This window comes from Planobispora rosea (genome assembly GCF_014648175.1).
Taxonomy (GTDB): domain Bacteria; phylum Actinomycetota; class Actinomycetes; order Streptosporangiales; family Streptosporangiaceae; genus Planobispora; species Planobispora rosea.
Genome location: NZ_BMQP01000047.1, coordinates 26418 through 46621 on the forward strand (window position 1 = coordinate 26418; position 20204 = coordinate 46621).

Sequence of the window (20204 nt, forward strand, 5' to 3'; positions counted from 1 at the left end):
TACTTCCACTTGGCGCTCAACCAAAGTGTCAATGACGTGGTGTGACACCCGCCTTACGGTCGGAGTGTGACCCTCCTCACCACCTGTCCCGGCGCAGGAACGGTGAGCTCCGCCGAACGCGTGGCCCATGAGCTCGCCGGCCTCCTGGCGGCTGAGCACGGCGTCCACGACGTGGACGTGCACCTGCTGGCGTCCGGCAACGCCCTGCTGTCGGTGTTCGCTGGGCTGGTCGTCCGCACCAACGGCCACCACATCTGGTGGACCGTCCCCACCGCGGCCAGCCCCGGCCGGACACGGCCGCTACTCGTCTTCACGCTGACCGTCCGCGCTGCGGCCGAGCGTCTCGCCAAGCACCGGGCTGTGCTGGTCCGCGCCGATGTCGTGAAGCGCATCCGTGAGGGGACCGCTGGTCACATCGCCGACTCCTACGTGGAAGCCCTGACCCATGATGACGCTGCGCTCTAATGACGTGCCCACACCCCCGCCTCCGGCCAATGAGCCGCCCGCCGACATCGACGGCGCGCCCGCGGAGGAGGTGCGTAAGCTCCCGCCCTACTACCTGCTCTGGGCGATGCCCGGCGCCACCGCCTTCCACATCCCGGACGACCGCACATGATCACGCGCCGCGAGTTCTTGACCGGCGGCCTGTTCTCCGAGCAGGTGCCCACCGCCACCGCACAGCGTGAGCCCGCGCTGCTCCGGCTCGTCACTCGGTGGGAGCTGTACCGGGACGAGCTGGAGGCGGTGGCCGACCGGCTCGGTGTGCCGCGTCCGGCTGGGCCCGCCTGGGACGCCGTCCTCGGGCCGCCCTCATGACCCCGGCGCGGCCACGCAGTGAGGGCGCAGCTCCTGCGCGGCCGCGCCGGATCCACTCCCCTCGCGGGCGGCAGCGCGCCGGACTTCCCCGTGTTGCTCGTGAGGGGACCCTCTACCGCTTCTCCCAGCGATAGGAGACCACGGTGAAGATCGGCTTCAGCTTCTGGGGGTTCATCGGCCCCGGCATCCTCGACACCCCGGACGGCGGCCGGTTCTGGCGCCGCCCGATCATCGACGAGCTCACCGCGCTCGGCCACCAGCTCGTGCTCTTGCAGACCAATCGCGACCTGACCGAAGCCGGGGACGCGCTGCCGTACCAGTGGGATGCCGCCTTCCCTGCCATCGACGTACTGCTGTGCGAATGGCGCTGGCCGCTGCCGGGCCGTAACACCACCCCGTGCGGGAGCCCCGGGCACACCTGCGACCTGCACCGGCAACAGGACCTGCTTGACCACTACACCACCGGCCGGGCGACACCCACGGTGATCTGGGACACCGACCGGCAGATGCCCGCCGACGATCCCCTGCGGAGCCTGCCGAACGTGATCGTCTGCGACACCGCCCGTCGCCCTGTCCCCGGCGCCGCGGTGCTGTTCAACATGGTCCCCGACGAGACGATCGACGCCGCCGACCCCGAGCGACTCGCCGCCACGCCCCGGCCGCTGGCGCTGGCCTACGTCGGCAACCAGTACGACCGCGATGAGGCGTTTACCGAGTTCTTCGCGCCCGCCGCGGCCCGCTTCCCGCACCGGGTGGCCGGCAAGTGGACCCGCACCGCAGCGTGGCCGCAGGTGAACTTCACCGGCCGCTGCCCGTTCCCCGACATCGGCGGCATCTACCGCGGCGCCCTGTCCACGGTGATGCTGCTGCCTGACCGGTATGCCAGAGCCGGTGCGCTCACCCAGCGCCTGGGCGAGGCGGTGGTGCAGGGCTGCATGCCGATCACCCCGACGACCATCGCCTGCGCGCAGGAGGCCACCCCCGGCGTGTTGCACGCCGCCGACGCCGGCGAGGTGATCGAACGCATCGAGTGGCTGCAAGGCATCGCCGGTACGCCGGAGCACGTCGAGCTGATCGACCTGTGCCTTCGGCATCTGGAGCCGATGCGGGTGTCGAAGCAGATAGCGACCTTGAACACCCTCATGACGGACCTGGCCGAGGCGACGCACGCCGGCGTCGGAGGTGAGCGGTGATGCAGCCGCCGGTCTTCGCGACCTTCCACGACGCCTACCGGGCGGTGCTGGAGCTGGTGAGCACGCACCCGCAGCACGAGACCTCCACCCGCGGCAACCACTCCCGCGAGCGGCTGAACGTCTCCTTCACCCTGGCCGACCCGCGCCACCGTACCCCCGCGCTGGCCGCCCGCCGGACCAACATCGTCTTCAACTACGCCGAGGTGCTGTGGTACCTGTCCGGCCGCGACGACGTGGAGATGATCGGCTACTACGCGCCGCGGCTCCGGACTCTGGCCGCCGATGGCCGGCGCCTGACCGGCACCGCCTACGGGCCCCGGCTTTTTGCCCCGCGCGGGGACAGCCAGTTCGACCGGGCCCTTGAGCTGCTGGGCAAGGACCCCGACAGCAAACGCGCCGCCATGACCATCATGCGGCCGGGTGAGTTCGCCGACCCGGCCAACCCCGACGTCGCCTGCACCCTGGCGGTGCAGTTCCTCATCCGCGCGGGCCACCTGCACACGGTGGTGTTCATGCGCGGCAACGACGCCCTGATCGGCTTGCTGTGCGACGTGTTCTCCTTCACCTTCCTCGCCGAGTTCGCCGCCCTCCAGCTCGGCGTCGGCTTGGGCACCTACACCCACCACGTCGCCTCGATGCACCTCAACACCCCGGACCTGCCGCAGGCGCAGGCGATCCTCGCCGAACCTGCCGCCCCACCGGCGCCCGCCGAGGCGATGCCGGTCGGTACCACCTGGACCACCGTGGCCCAGATCCTGCACTGGGAGGAGCAGCTGCGCGCCGGCCGGTGCGCCCTGACGGCCGCGCAGGTCGCCGCGCTGCCGCTGGAGCCGTACTGGCAGCAGGTGGTGCTGCTGTGGGAGGTCTACCGGCAGATCACCCACCAGGGCGGCCAGCCGATCACGGCTGAGGTGCTGGCCGCGCTCACCCCACAGCACCGGTGGTTGATCGCCTGCCGCTGGCCCGACCGCCTCCCCAGCACAGGGGAGCGGCGATGACGGGCGTGGACTGGTCGGCCTGGTCGGTGATCCTGCTCAAGCCCGACTGCCTACAGCGCGGCCTGGCCGAGGAGGTGCTGGGCTGCCTCAGCCGCCAGGTGCGCATCACGGCCCGCCGCGTGATTTCTCCGACCGAGGAGCAGGTCTTCGCCCACTACGACGACCTGCTGCCCCCGCAGGTGTCGCAGGAGTTCGGGTTGGACGTGCCGGCCGCGCTGCGCCGCCTGTACGTCGGCGCCCGGGTGATGGTCGCCCTGGGCCACGGCCCGGACGCCGCGGCCCGCCTGCGCACGCTGATCGGCCCCACCGACCCGGGCATCGCCGCAGATCACACGATCCGTGGACGCTTCGGCGTCGATGACCTGGCCACCGCCCGCGCCGAGGGGAGATTGATCAACAACTTGATCCACACCAGCGATCACGCCGGTGTCGTGGAGCGCGACTTCGCGATCTGGTACGGCCCCGGCCAGCACCACCTGCTCACCCCTGCTGCAGATGGGAGCACCACATGACCGCCATCCCGCGCCTTCGGCGCCCCCTGACGATCCTGACGCCCGCGCAGGTCGCCGCGTTGAAGCCGGAGCTCGCCGAGCCCATCGAGTACCGCAAGTCGGGACTGTCGCTCAACCACATCGTGGGCTGCCCGCTGGAGTGCGTCTACTGCGTGCGCCACCTGTTCGACGCCTACGAGCTGAAGGCACCGCGCGCGCTGCTGGCCGACGAGACGGCCGTCGAGCTGCTCGTCGGCCACCGCTACTTCCAGCCACACCGCACCCCGCTGCAAATCTTCAACCGGGCCACCGACCCGATGCTGCCGGCGGTCAAGCCGCACACCTTCAACGTGCTGCGGCTGCTGGACGAGCGGGAGCTGACCAACCACGTGCTGGTCATCACCCGCTGGCGCGTCGATCCCGAGGACTGCGCCGTCTTCAACGGCTTCCGCCACCTAAGGATCACGATCTTGGTGACGCACTCGGGAATCGACCACCCGGGCATTGAACCGGTGGACTCGGCCATCGCCGCGGCCAGCCTGCGCACCCTGTACGCCCACGCCGAGCGGTACCGCACCGTGCTGTACTGGCGGCCGATCGTGCCGGGCCTCAACGACAGCGACGACCACATCGGCCGGGCGCTGGAGCTGTCGCAGCACGCGCACGCCACGGTGTTCACCGGGCTGTTCTTCCGCGCCGAGATCGCCGCCTACTACCGCGAGCACGGCCTGCCCGAGCCGTACGCCGACACCGCCCGCCGCAAGATCATGCCGGAGGAGTCCGAGCAGCGGATCCTCAAGGCGTTCCACCGGCCCGGCAACCGGACCGCTCCGTGGGGACCGCTGTTCCGCAAGACGAGCTGCGGTGTCGCCTACGCCCACGGCGAGGCCGACTACAACGGCCACTACGGCATCCGCGAGCTGTGCGACATCTGCCCCATCGCCCAGCTGGAGCTCTGCCGCAACGCCTGGAAGGCCCCCGACCTCGACGTCGTCACCGCCCAGGCACGCGCGCTCGGCGCGACCGGCAGCGTGGAGGTCACCGAACGCGCCATCATGGTGGAAGGACTGGACGAGCCGCCGCGCTACTACCTGCAGCACACCCACGGCTACCAGGTCCACGCCCGCGAGCACCCCCACCACTACCGCCGGCACGGCCGCGCTGACATCGGCTGGCCCGCCGCGACCGCATAGGAGGCACCCCGTGGACTTCGGCACCTGGCCGCCCCTGCTCGTCGTCGATGTCGAGGGCAACGGCGCCACCCCGCCGGACCTGGTGGAGGTCGCCGCGATCCGGATCGAGGGCGGGCGGCCGGTGCCGCAGCCGGCCCTGTGCACCCTGATCCAGCCGCCGCGCCCGATCTCCCGCTTCGCCACCCGCGTCCACCACCTCACCAACCAGGACGTGGCCGACGCCCCAGTCTGGACCGACGTCGCCCCGGCCGTCCGCGCCGCCCTTCGGGATGTGTGGATCGCCGCTCACAACGCTCACGTCGATTACCGGGTGCTGGAGCGGCACCTGCCGGGCTGGGAGCCCGCCGGCGTCCTGGACACGCTGCGCCTGGCCCGTACCGCCCTGCCGGAAGCGCCTGGCCACGGCCTGGACGCCCTGCTGGCTCACACCGGCATCACCACCGGCGACATCCCCGGCCGCCGTCACCGCGCCGCCTTCGACGCCCACGCCACCGCGCGGCTCCTGCTCACCCTCGCCGGCCGCTACCCGACCTGGGACGCTCTGACCGCGGTGGCCGTCCCCCCGGGCCTGCCCGGGGCAGTGACCGTCCCCGACCACGAGGAACAGACCCTATGGTGACCACCCCCGTTCGCCTCGGTATCGCCGGAACACACGGCACCGGCACCACCACCCTGGCTCGCCGCATCGAGATGGAACTACGCGCAGGCGGCCTGATCGTGGCCCGCGTCAGCGGCCTGGCCACCCGGGCGGCCGCACTCGGGTTTGCGAAGATGACCCGGCACACCCCCGCCTCCACCGAATGGATCATCACCAGCGAAGCCGCGGCCGCCCTGGAAGCCGAACGCGGCGCCGACGTCGTGATCTGCGGCCGCACCGCCTACACGGCCCTGGCCTACTACCTGGCCGCTGCCGAGCACCGCGGCCAGCAGCCCGACCCCGATGTCCTCGACCGGCTGACGGCCCTGGCCGACCTGCACACCAGCCGCCAGGCGCTCATCATGGCGACCGTCCTGGATCCGGCCGTCCCGCACGCCGTGCCTGCGGGCAAGGACCCCGACTACGCCGACCCGGAGTTCCGGGCGGCCGTGGACCGGCACCTGCACCAGCTCCTGGCCGACCGGCGGCCCGACTACCTGCCCGTCACCCACGCTGAGCACGCCGCCGCGGTGCAGACCGCCGTGGCCGCCGCGACGGACAGGCCGGCCTCATGAGCAGCCTCCTGCCCGGCGGCGCCATCACCATCGCGGGCAAGCGCGTCTCCCGCCTCGGCCTGGGCACCATGCGCCTGACCGGCCCCGGTACCTGGGGCGCCCCCGCCGACCCGGCCGCCGCCACGGCGGTGTTGCGCTCCGCGATCGAGCTGGGCATCACCCACATCGACACCGCCGACGCCTACGGCCCCCACACCGTCGAGGACCTCCTCCGGCGCGCTCTGCGCCCCTACCCCGACGAGCTGCTGCTGGCCACGAAGGTCGGGCTGATCCGCCCGGGACCGAACCTCTGGAGGCCGCTGGGCCGGCCGGACTACCTGCGGGCCGCCGTCGAGGCCTGCCTGCGCCGTCTGGCTGTCGAGCGTCTCGACCTGTGCTACCTGCACCGCATCGACCCGGCGGTGCCGTTGGCCGACCAGGTCGGCGTCCTGGCTGACCTGGTCGCGGAGGGGAAGGTAGCTGCCATCGGCCTGTCGAAGGTCACGCCCGAGCAGATCGGCCAGGCCCGCGTGATCACTCCGATCGCCGCGGTGCAGAACTGCCTCAACCTGGACGAGCCCGACGACCCGGCGGTGGACTACTGCGCCGACAACGGCATTGCCTACGTGCCGTATCGGCCGTTGAACGCGGGTCGGCTCGCGGCCACCGCCGGGGTTGAAAAGTCCCTGGGATGGTTGCTCGCCCTCGGCGTTCACGTTGCCCCGATCCCCGCTACCAGCAACCCGCGTCACCTGGCCACCTTCGTGCGGGCCGCCCAGACTGCGGCCGGCGGCATGCGGTGATCAGCTCGCACGGGTAGAGCTCTCCGCCCTCGGCCGTAGCCCACACCCAACCGGCTACGCCGGGAAGGCCGGGAGAACGGCGGGTGGGACAGCCCCCGGGAGGCTGTCCCACCCGCCGCCGGATCTCCCTGCGGACGATCACCGCGGACGCCACGATGGTCCTCGTGACGACCCCCACACCCGACCCGGAAGACCCGCCACCTCCGTGGCTGCACGAGCAGATCATGGAAGCTCTCGCTCCACACCTGGAGCGGCTCCGCGAGATCACCGAGCTGGAGAAGATGTTCGCCGACGACGAGGCCGAGCCTCCCCACGGCTGATGTCGGCTCCCGCCCTGGCGGTCACGCGGTCAGGATGAGGCTTTCCCAGCCTTCGCGGCCAGTTTCGTCTTGGCGGCCTTGTACAGCGCCATCCGCGCGAAGTACCGGTTATCGACCTCGCTCCACCACGGGTGGGTGTCGTCGTAGAGGATGTTGACCAGATCCATTCGCCTGGCGCGGGCCTTATCCAGTTCGTCGCGCTGCTCGTCGCTGATGGAGGCCCCGCCGGCGGTGGACGGCGGGAGCGCAGCGGCCAGCCGCTCACACTCGGCATCTGCCATGTAGAACGCGACCTGCGCATTGAGCAGGTCGGGCGGAATCTGGTAGTCGGCCATGATCCTGGTGGTGCTGGCGCACCTGTGGCCGCCCGCACCGACCCTGATCGTCGGCGCACTCCTGGTGGCGGTGATCGGCTGGGCCCGCATCCGCATCAGCCATCACGACCTGGCGCAGACCCTCGCCGGAGCGCTCCTCGCCGCCGCCATCACCTGGGGCGTGCTGAGCCTGGTCGGCCTGTAGCCGACGACCGCGCCGCCTACCACGGGTCAGAGACTGTACCGTCCGGCTCCAGCCCGTACCGCAGATTCTGTTCCTTACCCGAACCGTCCCCCCGGCGCTCGATAAAACGGACCAGCTCACTACTGACTCCGGCATCGGCCGCGGCCTGATACAGGCGCTCGGCCTCTGCCCAATCCTCTGCCTCCTCCCGTATCCAGGCCAACTGCAGCCAGCCGGAGGCATCTCCGGCCTTGGCGGCGAGCTGGGCCAGGCGCTCGGCCTCTGCCTGGTTTCCTGCCTGCTCCCGCGTCAGGGCCAGCTGCACCCAGCCGTAAGGACTCCCGGCTTCGGCCGCGGCCTGATACAGGCGCTCGGCCTCTGCCCAATCCTCTGCCTCCTCCCGTATCCAGGCCAACTGCAGCCAGCCGGAGGCATCTCCGGCCTCGGCGGCGAGCTGGGCCAGGCGCTCGGCCTCTGCCTGGTTTCCTGCCTGCTCCCGCGTCAGAGCCAGCTGCACCCAGCCGTAAGGACTCCCGGCTTCGGTGGCGAGTTGGGCCAGGCGCTCGGCCTCTGCCTGGTTTCCTGCCTCCTCCCGTATCAGGGCCAGCTGCACCCAGCCGGAGGCATCTCCGGCCTCGGCGGCGAGCTGGGCCAGGCGCTCGGCCTCTGCCTGGTTCCCTGCCTCCTCCCGTATCAGCGCCAGCTGCACCCAGCCGGAGGCATCTCCGGCCTCGGCGGCGAGCTGGGCCAGGCGCCCGGCCTCTGCCTGGTTCCCTGCCTCCTCCCGTATCAGGGCCAGCTGCACCCAGCCGTAAGGGCTCCCGGCTTCGGCCGCAGCCTGATACAGGCGCTCGGCCTCTGCCTGGTTTCCTGCCTGATCCCGCGTCAGGGCCAGCTGCACCCAGCCGGAAGCGTCTCCGGCCTCGGCGGCGAGCTGGGCCAGACGCTCGGCCTCTGCCTGGTTTCCTTCCTTCTCCCGTATCAGGGCCAGCTGCACCCAGCCGTAAGGGCTCCCGGCTTCGGCCGCAGCCTGATACAGGCGCTCGGCCTCAGCCTCCTCCCGCACCAGGGCTAATGCCACCCAGCCGGAGGCATCTCCGGCTTCGGCGGCGAGCTGGGCCAGACGCTCGGCTTCAGTCCGATCCCCTACCAGCTCCCGCGCCAGCGCCAACATCGCCCAGCCGGAAGGATCTCCAGCTTCAGCCGCACCTTGGCAGAGCAGGGCGGCGTGACGGCGGCGCAGGCGTGCAGCGGCGGCCTCACTTAAGGCCAGCAGAGCCTTGGGATCGGAGAGGTGCTCGACAGCGGCCTGCCAGAAGGTCGCTGGCGGGCACTGGTCACTGCGGGTGATGCGGGCATACTGCTGCAGGTAATCGGCTAAGGTCACCACACCTGGCAGTGCGCCCATCCCGGTAGGGCGAGCCACTGGCTGCAGCGCCGAGACGACGTCTTTGACTCGGATGCGGGCGTAGGCCATGGCTGAGGAAAACCAGGAATCGTCGTCGGCTGCGGCTCGTTCGTCGTCCCTCAGGTAGCCGGGGGCGGCATTTTCCAGGAAGCGCAGTGGCAGAGGGCCGGTGGCATCCAGGCGGTGAGCGTCCATCGCGGCTTCAATCACCGCACGCCCGTAGATCCCTTCATGAGTGGTGGGGTTTTCGTAGTGGTCGACCAGGGCCGGGCCGGCCGTCAGAGTCTGGGTAATGTCAGTTGTTCCTGATCGCGCGGCAGCCCGCAGCGACGGGTCAGCATGGGTGGCCAGCGCAGCGGCTTGATCGCGGGGGAAGGCCTTTGGTACGTCGACCAGGTGGGCTTGGGCCAGCAGCGCGCGGGCGAGTGGGTGCGGGTCGGGGTGTCCTGCCTCTGGGGTAGCGGTGAGCTTCTTATGGAGAGGCGACAGCGTGGCGATGATGAGGGTGGGCTCGTCACCTTCCAATCGGGTGAGCAACCCGGCCGCGGCCGTTTCCCCAGCCGGACCTTGCAGGACGTTTTGGACCTCGTTGAGCCACAGCACCATGTTCGGCTCGGCCCCGGCGACCGCCAGGAACGCCAGCAGACTGTCGGCGGTCTTGGGAGAGACCAACGACCAGCCGGGCACGACCGCGCGCACGGCCTCGAACGCGGTGCGGGTTTTCCCCGAGCAGGAGGTACCGCGCACCAGCACCAGCGTGGTTTCCCTCCGACCCACCGCGGCGGACAGGTGGTTGCGCAAGCGCTGATCGTGCTCACGGGGGATGTAGGTGGGCACGATGAAGTCGCCGCGGCGGGAGCTGGTTCCCGCGATCGCCCCATGCACGCCGAGCTGCTTGGCGCTCCAGGCGCTGACGGGCCGGGGCCGGTCGGACAGTGTCTGCCAGCGAGCGCGGTGTTCTAGCTCCTGCTGGATGGTGCTGGCAATGGCGCTGTTAGCAGTGTCGCGGTTACGGCCGGCGCGGCGATCGCACTCAGCGTCATAGGTCTTCTTCCACCGGGCTGGGTCTAGCAGTGCGGCAACCGGGTCGGTGATCTTGCCTTGCGCGTGCGCTTCGGTCCGGATGATTTCGATCATCTTCAGCAGCTGGTCGCGGTCACGCGGAAAGATCTGGCGCTTCAGCCAGTTCTCGATCGTGCTTTTCTGCATGTCGGTCTGCTCGGCCAGCTGTCGATAGGACGGCTGGCCACCGAGTTCGGTGCTGCGCAGTACGGCCACCTGGTGCAGGTCATCAAACAGCGTCGGTGGGTCCTGTCCGGCGGGCTCGCTCACCTGCCATGCCTCCCATCCGCTGGCCGCGGCCTGTCCAACAACGTGTTGGACACTTGGGGCTCTTCACGGAGCGTAGAAGAGGCGCCTGGGCAGATACAGCGAAATCGTCCAATAGTTTGCACGATGCGCCTGGACAGCGGCCTGGGCAGCAACCCTCGATTTCACCGGCCTCCTGCAGATGCAGGGGGCTCACATCGACAGATGAGTCGAGGGAGAGGTCTCATGACGTCAATCGACGTGCTGACGCTGGTACTGGCGGTCTCAGTCGCGGTCAACATCGGCTGCGCGGCCGGTTTCATCACGTTGCGCACCGGGTCGGGCTGGGCCCGCGCGGTCCTGGCCGCCGGTGGTGCTGTCGGCGCCGCGCTGGTGATCTTCTTTGCCGCTGTGGGCGCCTACAGCGACGGGGACCGGCAGCGTCCCTCCAGCGGCCTGCAGCAGGACTGCCTGCTCGCATGAGGCCGTCTTGGTCACGAAGCTCGCATCCAGCGGCGGGTGGGTGCGCGGTCCGGGCCCCGGGGAAGCCGACGCGACAGCTTCCCGGGGGCCGGGCGGTCGCGCAAGGAGCAGACCCCCCGATGGTCACCGCCTCGGCGGGAGCCCGGCCCGCCGGGCCGGGCTGGAAGCCGGTCAGCGCCGGTCGCGGCGCCGCGGCCGGTCCTGGTAGGGGTTGTCCCGGTAGACCGTGATATCGCCATGGGGAGCGTCCGGGCCGGGCTCGCAAGACAGCACCCTCGGCAAGGCCGCAGGCAGGGTCGACGCGCGCCTGCCGGCGCCGGCCCGGCTGCGGGTGCCCGCGCCCTCGCGGGTCAGCAGTTCCGGCGGCACCCAGCCACGTTGCGCCCGCCAGTTGCGTTCATAGATCGGCATGGTCCGGGACGGGTGGATCTCCGGCAGCTCCTGGCCGTCTTGAACGCACGTCACATTCGCCAGCGCCCCGCATACCGGGCACATCAGTTCATGGGTCCGCATCCGCGGCGCTCCCGTATCGGTCCGGGCCTTCCTGGGGCGGCGCGTTGGCCCGCCTCCGTTGCGGCTCATGCGAATCCGTACCGGCGCAGCCGCTGGGCCTGGACGCTGGTGGTATCCCGATACGGCAGCCAGCTCAGCTGGCCGGTCGCCCACAGATCTCCGGCCGCCGCGCGCTGGCGCAGGCCCGCCTCATCACCACGCCCGGCCAGCAGCGTGGCCAGGTGCTCGGCGGCCACCGGATCGCCGTCGACGGCCAGGGCGTCCAGCAGATCCAGCTCGGTAGCGGTGACGCGCTCGGCATAGCGCGGCGGGCGCGTGTGGTGGGGAGCGCGCGGGTCGGTGGTGCACTCCACCAGTGGCCCGTCGGGGGCGCGTAGCGCGGCCAAGGTGGGGTCGAGATGGTGGATGTGCCACGTCGATGGGCCGCTCCAGCCGCCGGCCTCGGGATCGGTCTCCTGCTGCCAGGCCAGCCACAGGGCGTGCAGGCGGGCCAGCACGCCCGGGTGTTCCCACCAGATCGGGCACCAGGGGGCGCTGGGCGTCGGCTCGCTGATGTAGACCGGCACCAGCACCTGGTGCACCCAGGTGGCCAAGGCCTGCACCTCCTCCAGCAGCTGGGCATCCTCCAGTCGCACGATGAAGATCGGTCCGGCGGGCTGGTGCTGCGCTGGTGCCTCAGCGGCCGAGTCGCCCTCGGTCGCAGCGGCGCCGGGCTGGGTGGCGAGCCGATCGCCGGCGCGCAGCATGGCGAGCTCTTCGGCCTGGGTGGCGACCAGCTCTGCCAGCCGGTCCAGTCGGGTGGACAGATCGTCGGCGTCGTGCGGCGGGCGGGGGGTAGCAGCGTCGGTCATGGTCTGTCAGGTCCTTATCGGGGCGAGGAGGGCAACGGACGGGTCACCGGGTACGGCCTTGGCGGATCTTCGGTGACGCCGCCGCGGGGCCTTTCGATCGGGGCTGAGGCGAAAAGGGCGCAGAAGCCTGCGGGGCGCTAGGAGAGCGTTGGTGTGCCGCTGACACCCGCCCGCTTGGGCGCGCCGCCCCGCCAGCGGCAGCTGCTGCGGAAAGGCCGCGCAGATGGTCATTGGTCCGGGCGGCACTGGCCTGCAGCTGCGCCAGCTGGTTGAGCGCCTGGTGGTCGTCAGGGGTGGTCGCGGTGGCGGCCAGGCGGGTGTGCAAGACGGCGGCGCTGTCGGCGACGGCCCGAGAGACCTGGGATCCCACCGTCACCATGAACTGCTGCATGCCGGCACTGGCCACGAAGCGCGCGTAGTTTTGGCCGGCTGCGGCACTGATCGCGCGGCCCAGCTCGGCGTTGCCCTGCAGGAGCGCTTGGATGCGCTGGCCGTGCGGGCTGGATTCCACCTGCGGGTGCCGGGCGGCCTCGGGCCAGGCCGAAGCGGCCGGGCCGGAGCGCGGCACGGGGGCGGCAGGTCCGTCGGGCGTAACGGCGGATCCTTCGGAGAGCGGGTTGGCCAGCAGGTTCTTCAGCTGCTCGAAGGCCGCCTCGATGCGATCGGAGCCTGCGGCGGGCGATCCGCCGTACTCCCTCAGGGCTTTCATCATGCCGATGAAGGTCCGGTCGAGGCTTTCGGAGTCGAGAGGGTCGGTCATGGTCGGCACACCTTCTGTCGGGTCGGAAAAGCGCGGGCCGGTTACCGGCACGGCCCGGGGCGGCGGCTCTGCGGCGGGATGGCCGGTGCCGCCGGGCGGCGGGGGGAGGTGCGGGGCGGGACAGCGCCCACAACGCCAGCGGTGGGTGAGACGCGCTGCGCGGCCGCCGCCCGCCCGGGGGGCCGCGCGGGCGTCGCCGATGGCGTGGTCGCGGCGGGCTGCGGCGTCGGCGCGGCCGCCGGGGCGGGCGCAGGATGCGCTTTGGCCGGGAGGTCGGTGTTCTGGCCGGCGCCGTGGTCGCTGCCCTCGCGTACCTGGCGCAGATTCTGCAGCGTTGTGAGGGCATCTCGGCGCTGGTAGGTGGCGGCGATGTTGCTCATGTGCCCGTCCAGCCGCTGCAGGGTGTCGTGGGCCGCGGCGGCGGCCGTCGCGATGCTGTGGGTGATGCGGGCACCGGCAACCGCCAGGAAGGTCTGCATCCGGCCGTCGGCCAGCAGCCGGCTGTAGGCGCGGCCGGCGACGGCGCGCACTTTCGCATCCAGCTCGGTGAGCGTGGCGTAGATGGCGCCCATACGCTGGCCGTGCGGGCTGGCGGCCACTTCGGGAAAGGCCAGCGCCTTTCGCACCTCTGCGGCTGGGGGGGTGACGTTTCGCCATTCGGAGGCCAGGTCGAAACGCGCCCGGGCAAGGTCGGCCTGGCTGGGCGGCGCCAGGCCGACCTGTTCGCGAAAGTGCTGCAAACCGGCGCTGGCCAGAGCGTTCTCGCTGGTCGGCAGGCTGGTCAGGTGCTTTAGCCGGTGCAGGTGCGCGCTGATGGCGGCAAAGGCGGCGGTCACATCGGCCTCGGTGAGAGCGGCATCCGGCCCGGTCTCGGCTGAGGAGGGGCCGGAGACGGGGGCGGGTGAGGCCAGCTCGCTCAGGGCCGCCAGCATGCCGGCGCCGGCGCTCTGAAGATGTTCGTCGGTGACGGTCATCAGCGCTCTCCATGCTCATCGGGTGCGGATCGGGAGCTTGTGGCGGCGAGGGCGTGCTGGGCGCGGCGGGTCAGGGCGTGCTGTTCCCGCTGGGCGGCCGCGGCGAGCTTGGCGGCGTAGGGCTCGGTCATCCACGGCCGCAGTTTGATCAGCGCGGGGCGGATGCCGGTGGCCAGCAGCAGCGCGGTGCCCTTGGGCAGGGCCCGCACGTCGGCGGCTTGGTAGATGCGTTCGGTGCGCGGGGAGGCGCTGGTGGAGCGGCCGCTGCTGCTGTAGGAGACGCTGGTCTCGATGACCTTGTGATCACCGATCAGCGTGGAGATCTTCGAGGCGAAGTCGGCGTCGTCCAGGCCCGCGCCGAGCACCTTGACGGTGGCCGCCGACCACAGCGCGTCCATGCGGGCCTCGCCCCACACATCGGCGCCCTGCTTGTAGGACTGCAAGATCGTCACCACCGGGATGCCCATCGAGCCCAGGTAGGAGTAGTAGTCCGGCAACTTCTCGATCGGGCAGATGTTGGCGGCCTCATCCAAGATCGGCAGGACGGGGGGGTCGCAGCGGCCGCCGGCGCGCTCGGCCCGGCGGATGGCGGCCTGGAAGACCGCATCGGTCAGAGCGGCCACCAGCGGCGCGGCCGATCCGGCGCCCTTGTCCGACAGCAGATACAGCGTGTCGGTAGAGGCCACGAAGGCGTGCGGGTCGAAAGCGGGCCGGTGGGCATCGGGCAGCACCCAGGCCACGATGCGCGGATCCAGCAGGCAGGCCACGCACTGGCCGGCGGTCTCATAGATGCCGTCGCGGGTCTCGGGGGCGCCACGGACGGTGCGCTGCAGGTGATCGGCCAGGCCGGTGGCACCGGCCTCCTGCAGCAAGGTGATCGGGAGGCGATCGGCGGGGTTGCCCAGCCAGCGCAGCACCTCGGTGATGGGCCGGCCGGCGCCGGCGGCGGCGTGAAACAGCGCGGTCAGCACGTTGCCGGCCGCCAGCGCCCAGAAGTTGCCGCGCTCGCTGGCCGACAGCGAGGCGGCGATGAAGTGCCCGGCCAGGCGGCGGGCACCTTCGACGGTGCGGGCCTCGGCGAGGATGTCCCACCAGAACTGCCGCTCCAAGTAGGCGATCTGCTGGGGATCGAAACCCCACAGCCGGCCGCGGGCGCGCCGGGGGGCGGCGGTGACCAGATACACATCCGCCTTGCGGGAGGTCAGCAGCACCGGCCCGGGCGCGCGCAGCGCCCGCGGCACGGCGATCGCGGTGGTCTTGCCCGAGCGCGGCGCCATCAGGTGCAGCTCCACATCCTCAAAGCTGCTGCGCAGCTCCAGCCCGGCGTGCTCGCCCAGCAGCATGCCGGTCTCATCGGGCGCGGGATGCGTGACGGCCTTCAGCGAAGGGCGCAGGGTGCGGGCGCGCTCGGCGGCGCCGCGCGGGCTGAAGGGCCGCAGGTCACGTCGGCCGGCCAGGCCGGGCTGGGTGTGAAAGCGCCGGTGGGCGGCCAAGCCGAGCGGCACCAGGGTGCCGAGCCCTGTGGCGGCGACCCCGACGATCCCGATGCCGACCGCCAGCGGCGAGGCACCGGGCCACAGATGCTCGGCATCTCCGCTCACAAACGACAGCAAGGTGGCCAGGGAGAACGGCGGCGGCCGCCAGGCACCGCTGACGGCAAGCGCGCCCAGGCTGCCGCCCAGCCAGATGATGCCGGTCAGGCCGAAGGCGGTGGCCAGCAGCCCGGCGAGGATCCACGGGGCGGGCTCGGAGAAGGGGCTGGTCGGGCTGGGGGAGGTCATGAGCTTGCGCTTTCTCGCCGGGTGCGCATGGCGGCGTCGGTGTCGTAAAGGCTCTGCTCGGTGGCGGTCAGCTGCAGCCGGACCGGGACTCCGGACCGCTGCCCGATCTTGATCAAGTACTTGCCGCGGCCCGGGTGCAGCTGGGAGGTGCCGTCCAGGCCGGTCGCGGTCGGCGCCGCCCAGGAGGCCACCAGCTCGATCTCGCCGTCGGTGAGGGGTTTTTGCTGGCTGATGCGGTGCAGTTCCCCGACCGACAGCGCGGCCAGCACGACGGTGTCGCAGCGCTCCATCAGCCCGCGGGCCTTGGCCCGGTCCTCTTCGGTGGGCAGCGCCTCGAGGTCCTGGAGGCTGTGAGTGATCATGATGCTGACCTCGCCCTTGGATCGGTTGAGTCGGGTGATGCCGTCCATGGCGGCCACCATGCCCGGCCCGGCCCGCAGCGCCCGCCACAGCTCGTCCAGCGGCAGCACGACCGGGCGTGGCATCCGCCCCAGCGCGCGGGCGGTGTCCACCGCGGCATAGGAGTACGACCAGGTGGCCAGCAGCCCGGCGGCCACGACGTCGTCGCCGGCCGACAGCAGGTGCGATAGGTCGATCGTCAAGGCGGGCTTGTCCAGGTCCAAGGGCCTGCTGGTGGGCCGGTCGAACAGACCGCTCAGCGGGCCGTCGCACAGGTTCTCCAAGGCGGCGACCACGCCGCGGACCGCGCGCAGGTATTCGGCCTCCTCAGAGACGATGAGCCGCTCGCAGATCGCGGCGGGGCGGGTGCGCAGCACCTTGATGACGTCCGGGATGGTCGGATCGGCGCGGGAGGCCTCGGCGGCGATGCGCACCGCGGCGTTGACGGCCGCGCTCTCCTCGGCGCTGGGGCGCCGGCCCAGGCCGTGGGGGGTGGCCAGCAACGCGTGCAGCAGCTCGGCGCGGCGGCCGTTGAGCTCGGCGCGGATCCGCTCGGCCTCGCCTCGTGGCAGCTGGTCGAGGCCGCGGCCCAGCGGGCCGGAATCCAGCGGGTTGATGGCGTCCAGGCCTCGGCCGACGCGCACCACCTGCCCGCCGAGCTTGGTGACCAGGCCGGCGTATTCGCCCTTGACATCACCGGGGCACAGCAGGGTGTAGCCGTAGGCGACCAGGCCCAGGCTCAACCGCTTGGCCAAGGCGCTTTTCCCTGTTCCGGGGGAGCCCTGCAGCCAGACCGACGGGTTGGTGGTCAGGGTGCCGACCCAGCCGGGTGGATCCAGGCATACCAGCTCGCCGGTGAGCAGGTCGGCGCCGATCGGCACGCCCTCGGTGGGCAGGCCGCCGGCCAGCGGGAAGGGGAACAGTCCGGCGACCTGCACGCTGGTGCCCAGGTAGACGGTGCCGGAGGCGATGTGGGCGGCGCGGCCGCGGCTCCAGCCGCGGCGAGGCGCCACCTGGGAGGCGTCGATTGTCAGGTGCGCGGGCTGCGGCCGGGTCGCGCGGGTGCGCCTTTGCTTAGCCATCGGCCGGGTACACCCCGCAGCCCAGGCCGACCGCGAACCCGGCGGCCTGGCCGCCGTAGGCGCGGCGCAGCCGCAGCCGGGAATGCCCGGCGGCCTGCTCGACCTCGCGGCAGGCCTCGGCCAGCTGCGCGCGCTCGGCCACGGTGACGGTGACATACAGCGAGACCTGCACCAGTCCGGCGCCGGCGGCCTCTTCAGCGGCGGCGCGGGCCGCGCGGGTGGCATCGGCGCGGTCGCGGGCGGTGGAGGAGCGCCGGGCGCGGCGCGAGAGCTCCTCGCGGGTGGCGGCGGCGTTGACCTCCCGCTCCAGCAGCTGGGCGGCCATATCCCGGGGCAGGGTCCGATACAGCAGTGTGATGCGGCGGCGATGGCGGCCGGGGCTGAGCAGGCGCAGCAGCACGTCGTGGGTGACCTGCTGGCGCGGCAGCTCGGCCAGCACCCAACTGGCCGAGTAGGCGCCGTCGTGGCGGTAGAGGTCATAGCCCTCGCGGGCGTGAATCGGGCTGGCCTCGTGCCAGCGCAAGTCGTTCCAGCCGTCGGTGACGGCCTCGCTGGCGGGGTCGTAGGCGGTGCGCACGATGCGGATCATGTCGCTGGCCGAGGCGCGGGCGACGACTTCGGCGCCGGCCGCGGAGATGGCCAGTCCGCCCAGGGTGCGCAGCAGCTCGGCCACCGCGTCGGGCACCTGCCGGGGGGTGGCGGCGCCGATCGAGGGATCGCAGGTGATGGTCAGCCGGGTGCGGACCTGAGCTGAGGTGCGCGGCGCGGTGGCCACCAGCTCGCCCATGACCGAGCGGGCCAGGGCCGGGCTGGCCGGATCGAGGCGGTCGTGCACGTGGTCGGTGAGCTGGGTGCCGGGTTCGGGCACCAGTTCGACGGTGAGCGCGGCGTGGCGGATCGTGGCGTCGTCGGCCAGCCCGGCCAGCAGAGCCCCCCAGCCGGCCACGCGCCGGTTGACGTCACCGGTGTCGGCCAGCAGCGCTCCGGCCGGGCTGAGCATCAGCGTGGCCGACATGGCGCCGGTGCGCTGGTTCCACACGATGCCGATGCGGCCGCGGCCCGGGTCGGCCACATCCAGCAGCCGGGTGGGGGCCAGTACGCCGGGCAGGTGCCAAGGGCGTCCGACGGGCGTGAAGACCGAGCCGAGGTAGGTGGTGTGGGTACGCCATTCGGCCCAGCGCCAGCGCGCCCAGGCGCGCAGGTGCGCCACGACCAGGACGCCGTCGCGGCGGGCGATCGCGCCCGCCGCCACCAGGACCGTGACGGGCAGCAGGTACACCGTCACGGTGATGCCGGCCACGAACCCGATGAAGATCGGAATGAGGATGGCGGCCAGCACGACTGCGGTCTGACGCGCATCCAGCGGACCGAGGCCCGCGCTGCGCGCCTCCCGCCAGCCTCCATACGTGCGGGGGTGGGAGGTGCTCGTCATGGGCGGCATCCGTTAGCTGCGGTCATGGATGGTCAATCCTGTGGTGGCAGGCGGGGTGCGGGGGAGGCCGTCGCCGGGGGCCGGTGAGGGCGGTGCCGGGGCTGTTTCGGCCGCCAGGGGCCCGGCAGAGGGCAGGGCGGTCTCGCCGACCTGCTGCTGGAGGCCGGCGGCCGCGCCGAGGGCAACCGAGCCGGCCGGGACCGGTGAGGTGCCGGAATCGGCGGACGCGCCGACGGCGCCGCTGGGTGCCGCGACGGTGGTACCGGTCTCCGTCGGCGCCGAGGGCGCCGGTGCGCCCGGGGCGGGCGCCGAATCCGGCGGGACCGCGGGCATGGGCACGGTGTCGGAGGGGGAAGCTGTCGCCGAGGCGGCAGCTCGTGCCTCGGCCTGGTCGGCCGGGGCACCGGCCGGAGTGTCGGAGGGGTTGGAGGCTGGTGGCGGGCCCGTAGGTGTCGGCTGCGCCGGGGGCGCGGCAGGCGGGGAGGCAGCCGCCGGTTCGGTGCGTGGCGGCGTGGCCGGTGCAGGTGTCGCCCCGCCGCCCGCGCCGCTGGCGCCGTCGGTGAGTTCCCGGGTTCGGGCGTGATCGGCCGCGGTGGTCGCGCCCGCGGCGGAGCTGGCTCCCCCGCTGGAGATGCTGCCGGCCACGAGCGCCACATCGGCGGCCGTGCGCAGCAGTCCTCCGCCCCCGCCGCCGGTGGCCATCAGCCCGAACGGGGCAAAAGCCCGCATCAGCGCGGGCATCGCGATCAGTGACATCCCGAACATCAACAGCCCGTACAGCATGCCGCTGGCGCTGGTGCTGGCGCGCTCCTGGCGGACCGCGGCCACGATGATCAGCGCGACCATCGGCTTGTAGGTGATCGCAGCTGCGACCGCGGTGATGAGCTTCGGGAGCCACTGGCGGGTGGCGCCCCCGCCGACCTGCCCGGCCGCGGCGATCGGCAGCAAGATAGCCAGGATTGGGATGGTGGCGTTGCGCAGCAGCAGTACCACCAGCTGCACGATCAACACCAGGATCAAGATGATGGCGAGCAGGAAGGTGTATAGCGTCAGCACCACGCCCCCTGCTTGGTGGGTGGGATCGTTTTGCAAGACCAGCGAGACGATCTCCTGCTGCATCAGGCAGTCGCCCATGCCTTTGTCTGGCTGCCATTTGCAGTTCTTGACGAGATCCCCCATGATCATTGCGGCGAGGGCGTCGGAGAACTCCAGCAGGAACCCGGTCACCCCCACCCCGACAAGGGCGATCACGCTCATGGTGATCAGGCCGCGAAAGGCCTGCAGCAGCGGAGCGGGGCGTCCGGCCGCCATGGTCTGCATCGCCTGAACCATTAGCAGCACCGCGGCGATCAGCCAGCCGATCGACAACGTGGTGCTGTACAAGGTGATCGCGCCCTGACTGTCGAGATCAAGGCTGGACAGGCTCATCCACAGCTCCACGAACGAGCCGATGACGGCGTTGACGGCTTTGATCCCCAGGGTGTTGAGCGGCTGCAGCACGGTCTTGTCCACCGCCGCGGCGGCGGCTTCATCGGCCCGGTCGGCCACGACCGTGCCGCCGGCGCAGGCCACCAGGATCACCGGATTGGGCGGACACCACGGCGGGGCGGCCGCGGCTGCGGGCGCCGCACCGGCCATCGCCAGTGCGGCGGCGATGACCAGCGCGACCATCGGGATGCGCATCCTGCTGATCTGCCGCTCACGCATCGC

The 20204-nt window shown here is 71.7% G+C and carries 23 protein-coding genes; 13 read left to right on the forward strand and 10 right to left on the reverse strand.

What is annotated here, in order from left to right:
* The first annotated feature begins 66 nt into the window (after positions 1 to 66).
* From IEZ08_RS32765 to IEZ08_RS32815, 11 genes are all read left to right on the forward strand, one after another.
* On the forward strand, positions 67 to 465 hold the full coding sequence (locus tag IEZ08_RS32765) for a hypothetical protein (protein ID WP_189243683.1): 399 nt from the start codon (positions 67 to 69) through the stop codon (positions 463 to 465).
* 4 nt (positions 466 to 469) lie between these two features.
* Entirely contained in the window at positions 470 to 616 is a 147-nt protein-coding gene (locus tag IEZ08_RS32770) for a hypothetical protein (protein ID WP_189243684.1), read from the forward strand.
* On the forward strand, positions 613 to 816 hold the full coding sequence (locus tag IEZ08_RS32775; RefSeq protein WP_189243685.1) for a hypothetical protein: 204 nt from the start codon (positions 613 to 615) through the stop codon (positions 814 to 816). Before IEZ08_RS32770 ends, IEZ08_RS32775 begins: the two co-directional genes overlap by 4 nt.
* Positions 817 to 959: 143 nt before the next feature.
* Positions 960 to 2009 carry a hypothetical protein gene (locus tag IEZ08_RS32780; protein ID WP_189243686.1) on the forward strand — a complete coding sequence of 350 codons (1050 nt, stop codon included), beginning with the start codon at positions 960 to 962 and terminating at the stop codon, positions 2007 to 2009.
* The gene (locus IEZ08_RS32785) at positions 2009 to 3007 is read left to right on the forward strand and encodes a thymidylate synthase (RefSeq protein ID WP_189243687.1); all 999 of its coding nucleotides are present in this window, start codon (positions 2009 to 2011) and stop codon (positions 3005 to 3007) included. The genes IEZ08_RS32780 and IEZ08_RS32785 overlap by 1 nt, the downstream gene beginning before the upstream one ends.
* On the forward strand, positions 3004 to 3519 hold the full coding sequence (locus IEZ08_RS32790; RefSeq protein WP_189243688.1) for a nucleoside-diphosphate kinase: 516 nt from the start codon (positions 3004 to 3006) through the stop codon (positions 3517 to 3519). The genes IEZ08_RS32785 and IEZ08_RS32790 overlap by 4 nt, the downstream gene beginning before the upstream one ends.
* A complete protein-coding gene (locus tag IEZ08_RS32795; RefSeq protein ID WP_189243689.1) occupies positions 3516 to 4691 on the forward strand; it encodes a radical SAM protein in 1176 nt (391 codons plus the stop codon). The genes IEZ08_RS32790 and IEZ08_RS32795 overlap by 4 nt, the downstream gene beginning before the upstream one ends.
* A gap of 10 nt (positions 4692 to 4701) precedes the next feature.
* Complete coding sequence (locus tag IEZ08_RS32800) at positions 4702 to 5310, forward strand: 3'-5' exonuclease (protein ID WP_189243690.1); 609 nt, start codon at positions 4702 to 4704, stop codon at positions 5308 to 5310.
* Positions 5304 to 5903 (forward strand): AAA family ATPase, encoded by a 600-nt coding sequence (locus IEZ08_RS32805; protein WP_189243691.1) that lies wholly within the window; start codon positions 5304 to 5306, stop codon positions 5901 to 5903. Before IEZ08_RS32800 ends, IEZ08_RS32805 begins: the two co-directional genes overlap by 7 nt.
* The gene (locus IEZ08_RS32810; RefSeq protein ID WP_189243692.1) at positions 5900 to 6685 is read left to right on the forward strand and encodes an aldo/keto reductase; all 786 of its coding nucleotides are present in this window, start codon (positions 5900 to 5902) and stop codon (positions 6683 to 6685) included. The genes IEZ08_RS32805 and IEZ08_RS32810 overlap by 4 nt, the downstream gene beginning before the upstream one ends.
* Before the next feature lie 83 nt (positions 6686 to 6768).
* On the forward strand, positions 6769 to 7005 hold the full coding sequence (locus IEZ08_RS32815) for a hypothetical protein (protein WP_189243693.1): 237 nt from the start codon (positions 6769 to 6771) through the stop codon (positions 7003 to 7005).
* A gap of 29 nt (positions 7006 to 7034) precedes the next feature.
* On the opposite strand, the gene IEZ08_RS32820 is transcribed toward IEZ08_RS32815, so the two are convergent.
* Entirely contained in the window at positions 7035 to 7340 is a 306-nt protein-coding gene (locus IEZ08_RS32820) for a DUF8825 domain-containing protein (protein ID WP_189243694.1), read from the reverse strand.
* Here IEZ08_RS32820 and IEZ08_RS32825 point away from each other — a divergent pair.
* On the forward strand, positions 7339 to 7524 hold the full coding sequence (locus IEZ08_RS32825) for a hypothetical protein (RefSeq protein WP_189243695.1): 186 nt from the start codon (positions 7339 to 7341) through the stop codon (positions 7522 to 7524). The genes IEZ08_RS32820 and IEZ08_RS32825 overlap by 2 nt on opposite strands.
* 16 nt (positions 7525 to 7540) lie before the next feature.
* Here the strand turns inward: IEZ08_RS32825 and IEZ08_RS32830 are convergent, their stop codons facing one another.
* Positions 7541 to 10243 (reverse strand): SEL1-like repeat protein, encoded by a 2703-nt coding sequence (locus IEZ08_RS32830; protein ID WP_189243696.1) that lies wholly within the window; start codon positions 10241 to 10243, stop codon positions 7541 to 7543.
* Positions 10244 to 10465: 222 nt separating this feature from the next.
* Between IEZ08_RS32830 and IEZ08_RS32835 the strand changes: the two genes are divergently transcribed.
* Positions 10466 to 10702 (forward strand): hypothetical protein, encoded by a 237-nt coding sequence (locus IEZ08_RS32835; RefSeq protein WP_189243697.1) that lies wholly within the window; start codon positions 10466 to 10468, stop codon positions 10700 to 10702.
* Positions 10703 to 10873: 171 nt separating this feature from the next.
* Here the strand turns inward: IEZ08_RS32835 and IEZ08_RS32840 are convergent, their stop codons facing one another.
* The 8 genes from IEZ08_RS32840 to IEZ08_RS32875 form a co-directional block, all read right to left on the reverse strand.
* On the reverse strand, positions 10874 to 11215 hold the full coding sequence (locus IEZ08_RS32840) for a hypothetical protein (RefSeq protein WP_189243698.1): 342 nt from the start codon (positions 11213 to 11215) through the stop codon (positions 10874 to 10876).
* Positions 11216 to 11280: 65 nt separating this feature from the next.
* Positions 11281 to 12066, reverse strand: coding sequence for a DUF4913 domain-containing protein (locus IEZ08_RS32845; protein WP_203863594.1), 786 nt, complete (start codon positions 12064 to 12066; stop codon positions 11281 to 11283).
* A gap of 43 nt (positions 12067 to 12109) precedes the next feature.
* Positions 12110 to 12826 carry a hypothetical protein gene (locus tag IEZ08_RS32850; RefSeq protein ID WP_189243699.1) on the reverse strand — a complete coding sequence of 239 codons (717 nt, stop codon included), beginning with the start codon at positions 12824 to 12826 and terminating at the stop codon, positions 12110 to 12112.
* Between the two features lie 41 nt (positions 12827 to 12867).
* The gene (locus tag IEZ08_RS32855; protein WP_189243700.1) at positions 12868 to 13800 is read right to left on the reverse strand and encodes a hypothetical protein; all 933 of its coding nucleotides are present in this window, start codon (positions 13798 to 13800) and stop codon (positions 12868 to 12870) included.
* A complete protein-coding gene (locus IEZ08_RS32860; protein ID WP_189243701.1) occupies positions 13800 to 15581 on the reverse strand; it encodes a type IV secretory system conjugative DNA transfer family protein in 1782 nt (593 codons plus the stop codon). Before IEZ08_RS32860 ends, IEZ08_RS32855 begins: the two co-directional genes overlap by 1 nt.
* A complete protein-coding gene (locus tag IEZ08_RS32865; RefSeq protein ID WP_189243702.1) occupies positions 15578 to 17062 on the reverse strand; it encodes a putative type IV secretion/conjugal transfer ATPase in 1485 nt (494 codons plus the stop codon). The genes IEZ08_RS32860 and IEZ08_RS32865 overlap by 4 nt, the downstream gene beginning before the upstream one ends.
* On the reverse strand, positions 17055 to 18494 hold the full coding sequence (locus tag IEZ08_RS32870) for an SCO6880 family protein (RefSeq protein ID WP_189243703.1): 1440 nt from the start codon (positions 18492 to 18494) through the stop codon (positions 17055 to 17057). Before IEZ08_RS32870 ends, IEZ08_RS32865 begins: the two co-directional genes overlap by 8 nt.
* 12 nt (positions 18495 to 18506) lie before the next feature.
* A complete protein-coding gene (locus IEZ08_RS32875; RefSeq protein ID WP_189243704.1) occupies positions 18507 to 20201 on the reverse strand; it encodes a TrbL/VirB6 family protein in 1695 nt (564 codons plus the stop codon).
* Positions 20202 to 20204 lie beyond the last annotated feature (3 nt).

What these genes read in the sequence shown, in the direction of transcription:
- IEZ08_RS32805 (WP_189243691.1), top strand. Translation starts at nt 5,304, where the DNA reads ATGGTGACCACCCCCGTTCGCCTCGGTATCGCCGGAACACACGGCACC.
- IEZ08_RS32875 (WP_189243704.1), bottom strand. Translation starts at nt 20,201, where the DNA reads ATGCGTGAGCGGCAGATCAGCAGGATGCGCATCCCGATGGTCGCGCTG.
- IEZ08_RS32855 (WP_189243700.1), bottom strand. Translation starts at nt 13,800, where the DNA reads ATGACCGTCACCGACGAACATCTTCAGAGCGCCGGCGCCGGCATGCTG.
- IEZ08_RS32835 (WP_189243697.1), top strand. Translation starts at nt 10,466, where the DNA reads ATGACGTCAATCGACGTGCTGACGCTGGTACTGGCGGTCTCAGTCGCG.
- IEZ08_RS32845 (WP_203863594.1), bottom strand. Translation starts at nt 12,066, where the DNA reads ATGACCGACGCTGCTACCCCCCGCCCGCCGCACGACGCCGACGATCTG.
- IEZ08_RS32840 (WP_189243698.1), bottom strand. Translation starts at nt 11,215, where the DNA reads ATGCGGACCCATGAACTGATGTGCCCGGTATGCGGGGCGCTGGCGAAT.
- IEZ08_RS32785 (WP_189243687.1), top strand. Translation starts at nt 2,009, where the DNA reads ATGCAGCCGCCGGTCTTCGCGACCTTCCACGACGCCTACCGGGCGGTG.
- IEZ08_RS32850 (WP_189243699.1), bottom strand. Translation starts at nt 12,826, where the DNA reads ATGACCGACCCTCTCGACTCCGAAAGCCTCGACCGGACCTTCATCGGC.
- IEZ08_RS32860 (WP_189243701.1), bottom strand. Translation starts at nt 15,581, where the DNA reads ATGACCTCCCCCAGCCCGACCAGCCCCTTCTCCGAGCCCGCCCCGTGG.
- IEZ08_RS32810 (WP_189243692.1), top strand. Translation starts at nt 5,900, where the DNA reads ATGAGCAGCCTCCTGCCCGGCGGCGCCATCACCATCGCGGGCAAGCGC.
- IEZ08_RS32870 (WP_189243703.1), bottom strand. Translation starts at nt 18,494, where the DNA reads ATGACGAGCACCTCCCACCCCCGCACGTATGGAGGCTGGCGGGAGGCG.
- IEZ08_RS32865 (WP_189243702.1), bottom strand. Translation starts at nt 17,062, where the DNA reads ATGGCTAAGCAAAGGCGCACCCGCGCGACCCGGCCGCAGCCCGCGCAC.
- IEZ08_RS32820 (WP_189243694.1), bottom strand. Translation starts at nt 7,340, where the DNA reads ATGGCCGACTACCAGATTCCGCCCGACCTGCTCAATGCGCAGGTCGCG.
- IEZ08_RS32790 (WP_189243688.1), top strand. Translation starts at nt 3,004, where the DNA reads ATGACGGGCGTGGACTGGTCGGCCTGGTCGGTGATCCTGCTCAAGCCC.
- IEZ08_RS32825 (WP_189243695.1), top strand. Translation starts at nt 7,339, where the DNA reads ATGATCCTGGTGGTGCTGGCGCACCTGTGGCCGCCCGCACCGACCCTG.
- IEZ08_RS32795 (WP_189243689.1), top strand. Translation starts at nt 3,516, where the DNA reads ATGACCGCCATCCCGCGCCTTCGGCGCCCCCTGACGATCCTGACGCCC.
- IEZ08_RS32775 (WP_189243685.1), top strand. Translation starts at nt 613, where the DNA reads ATGATCACGCGCCGCGAGTTCTTGACCGGCGGCCTGTTCTCCGAGCAG.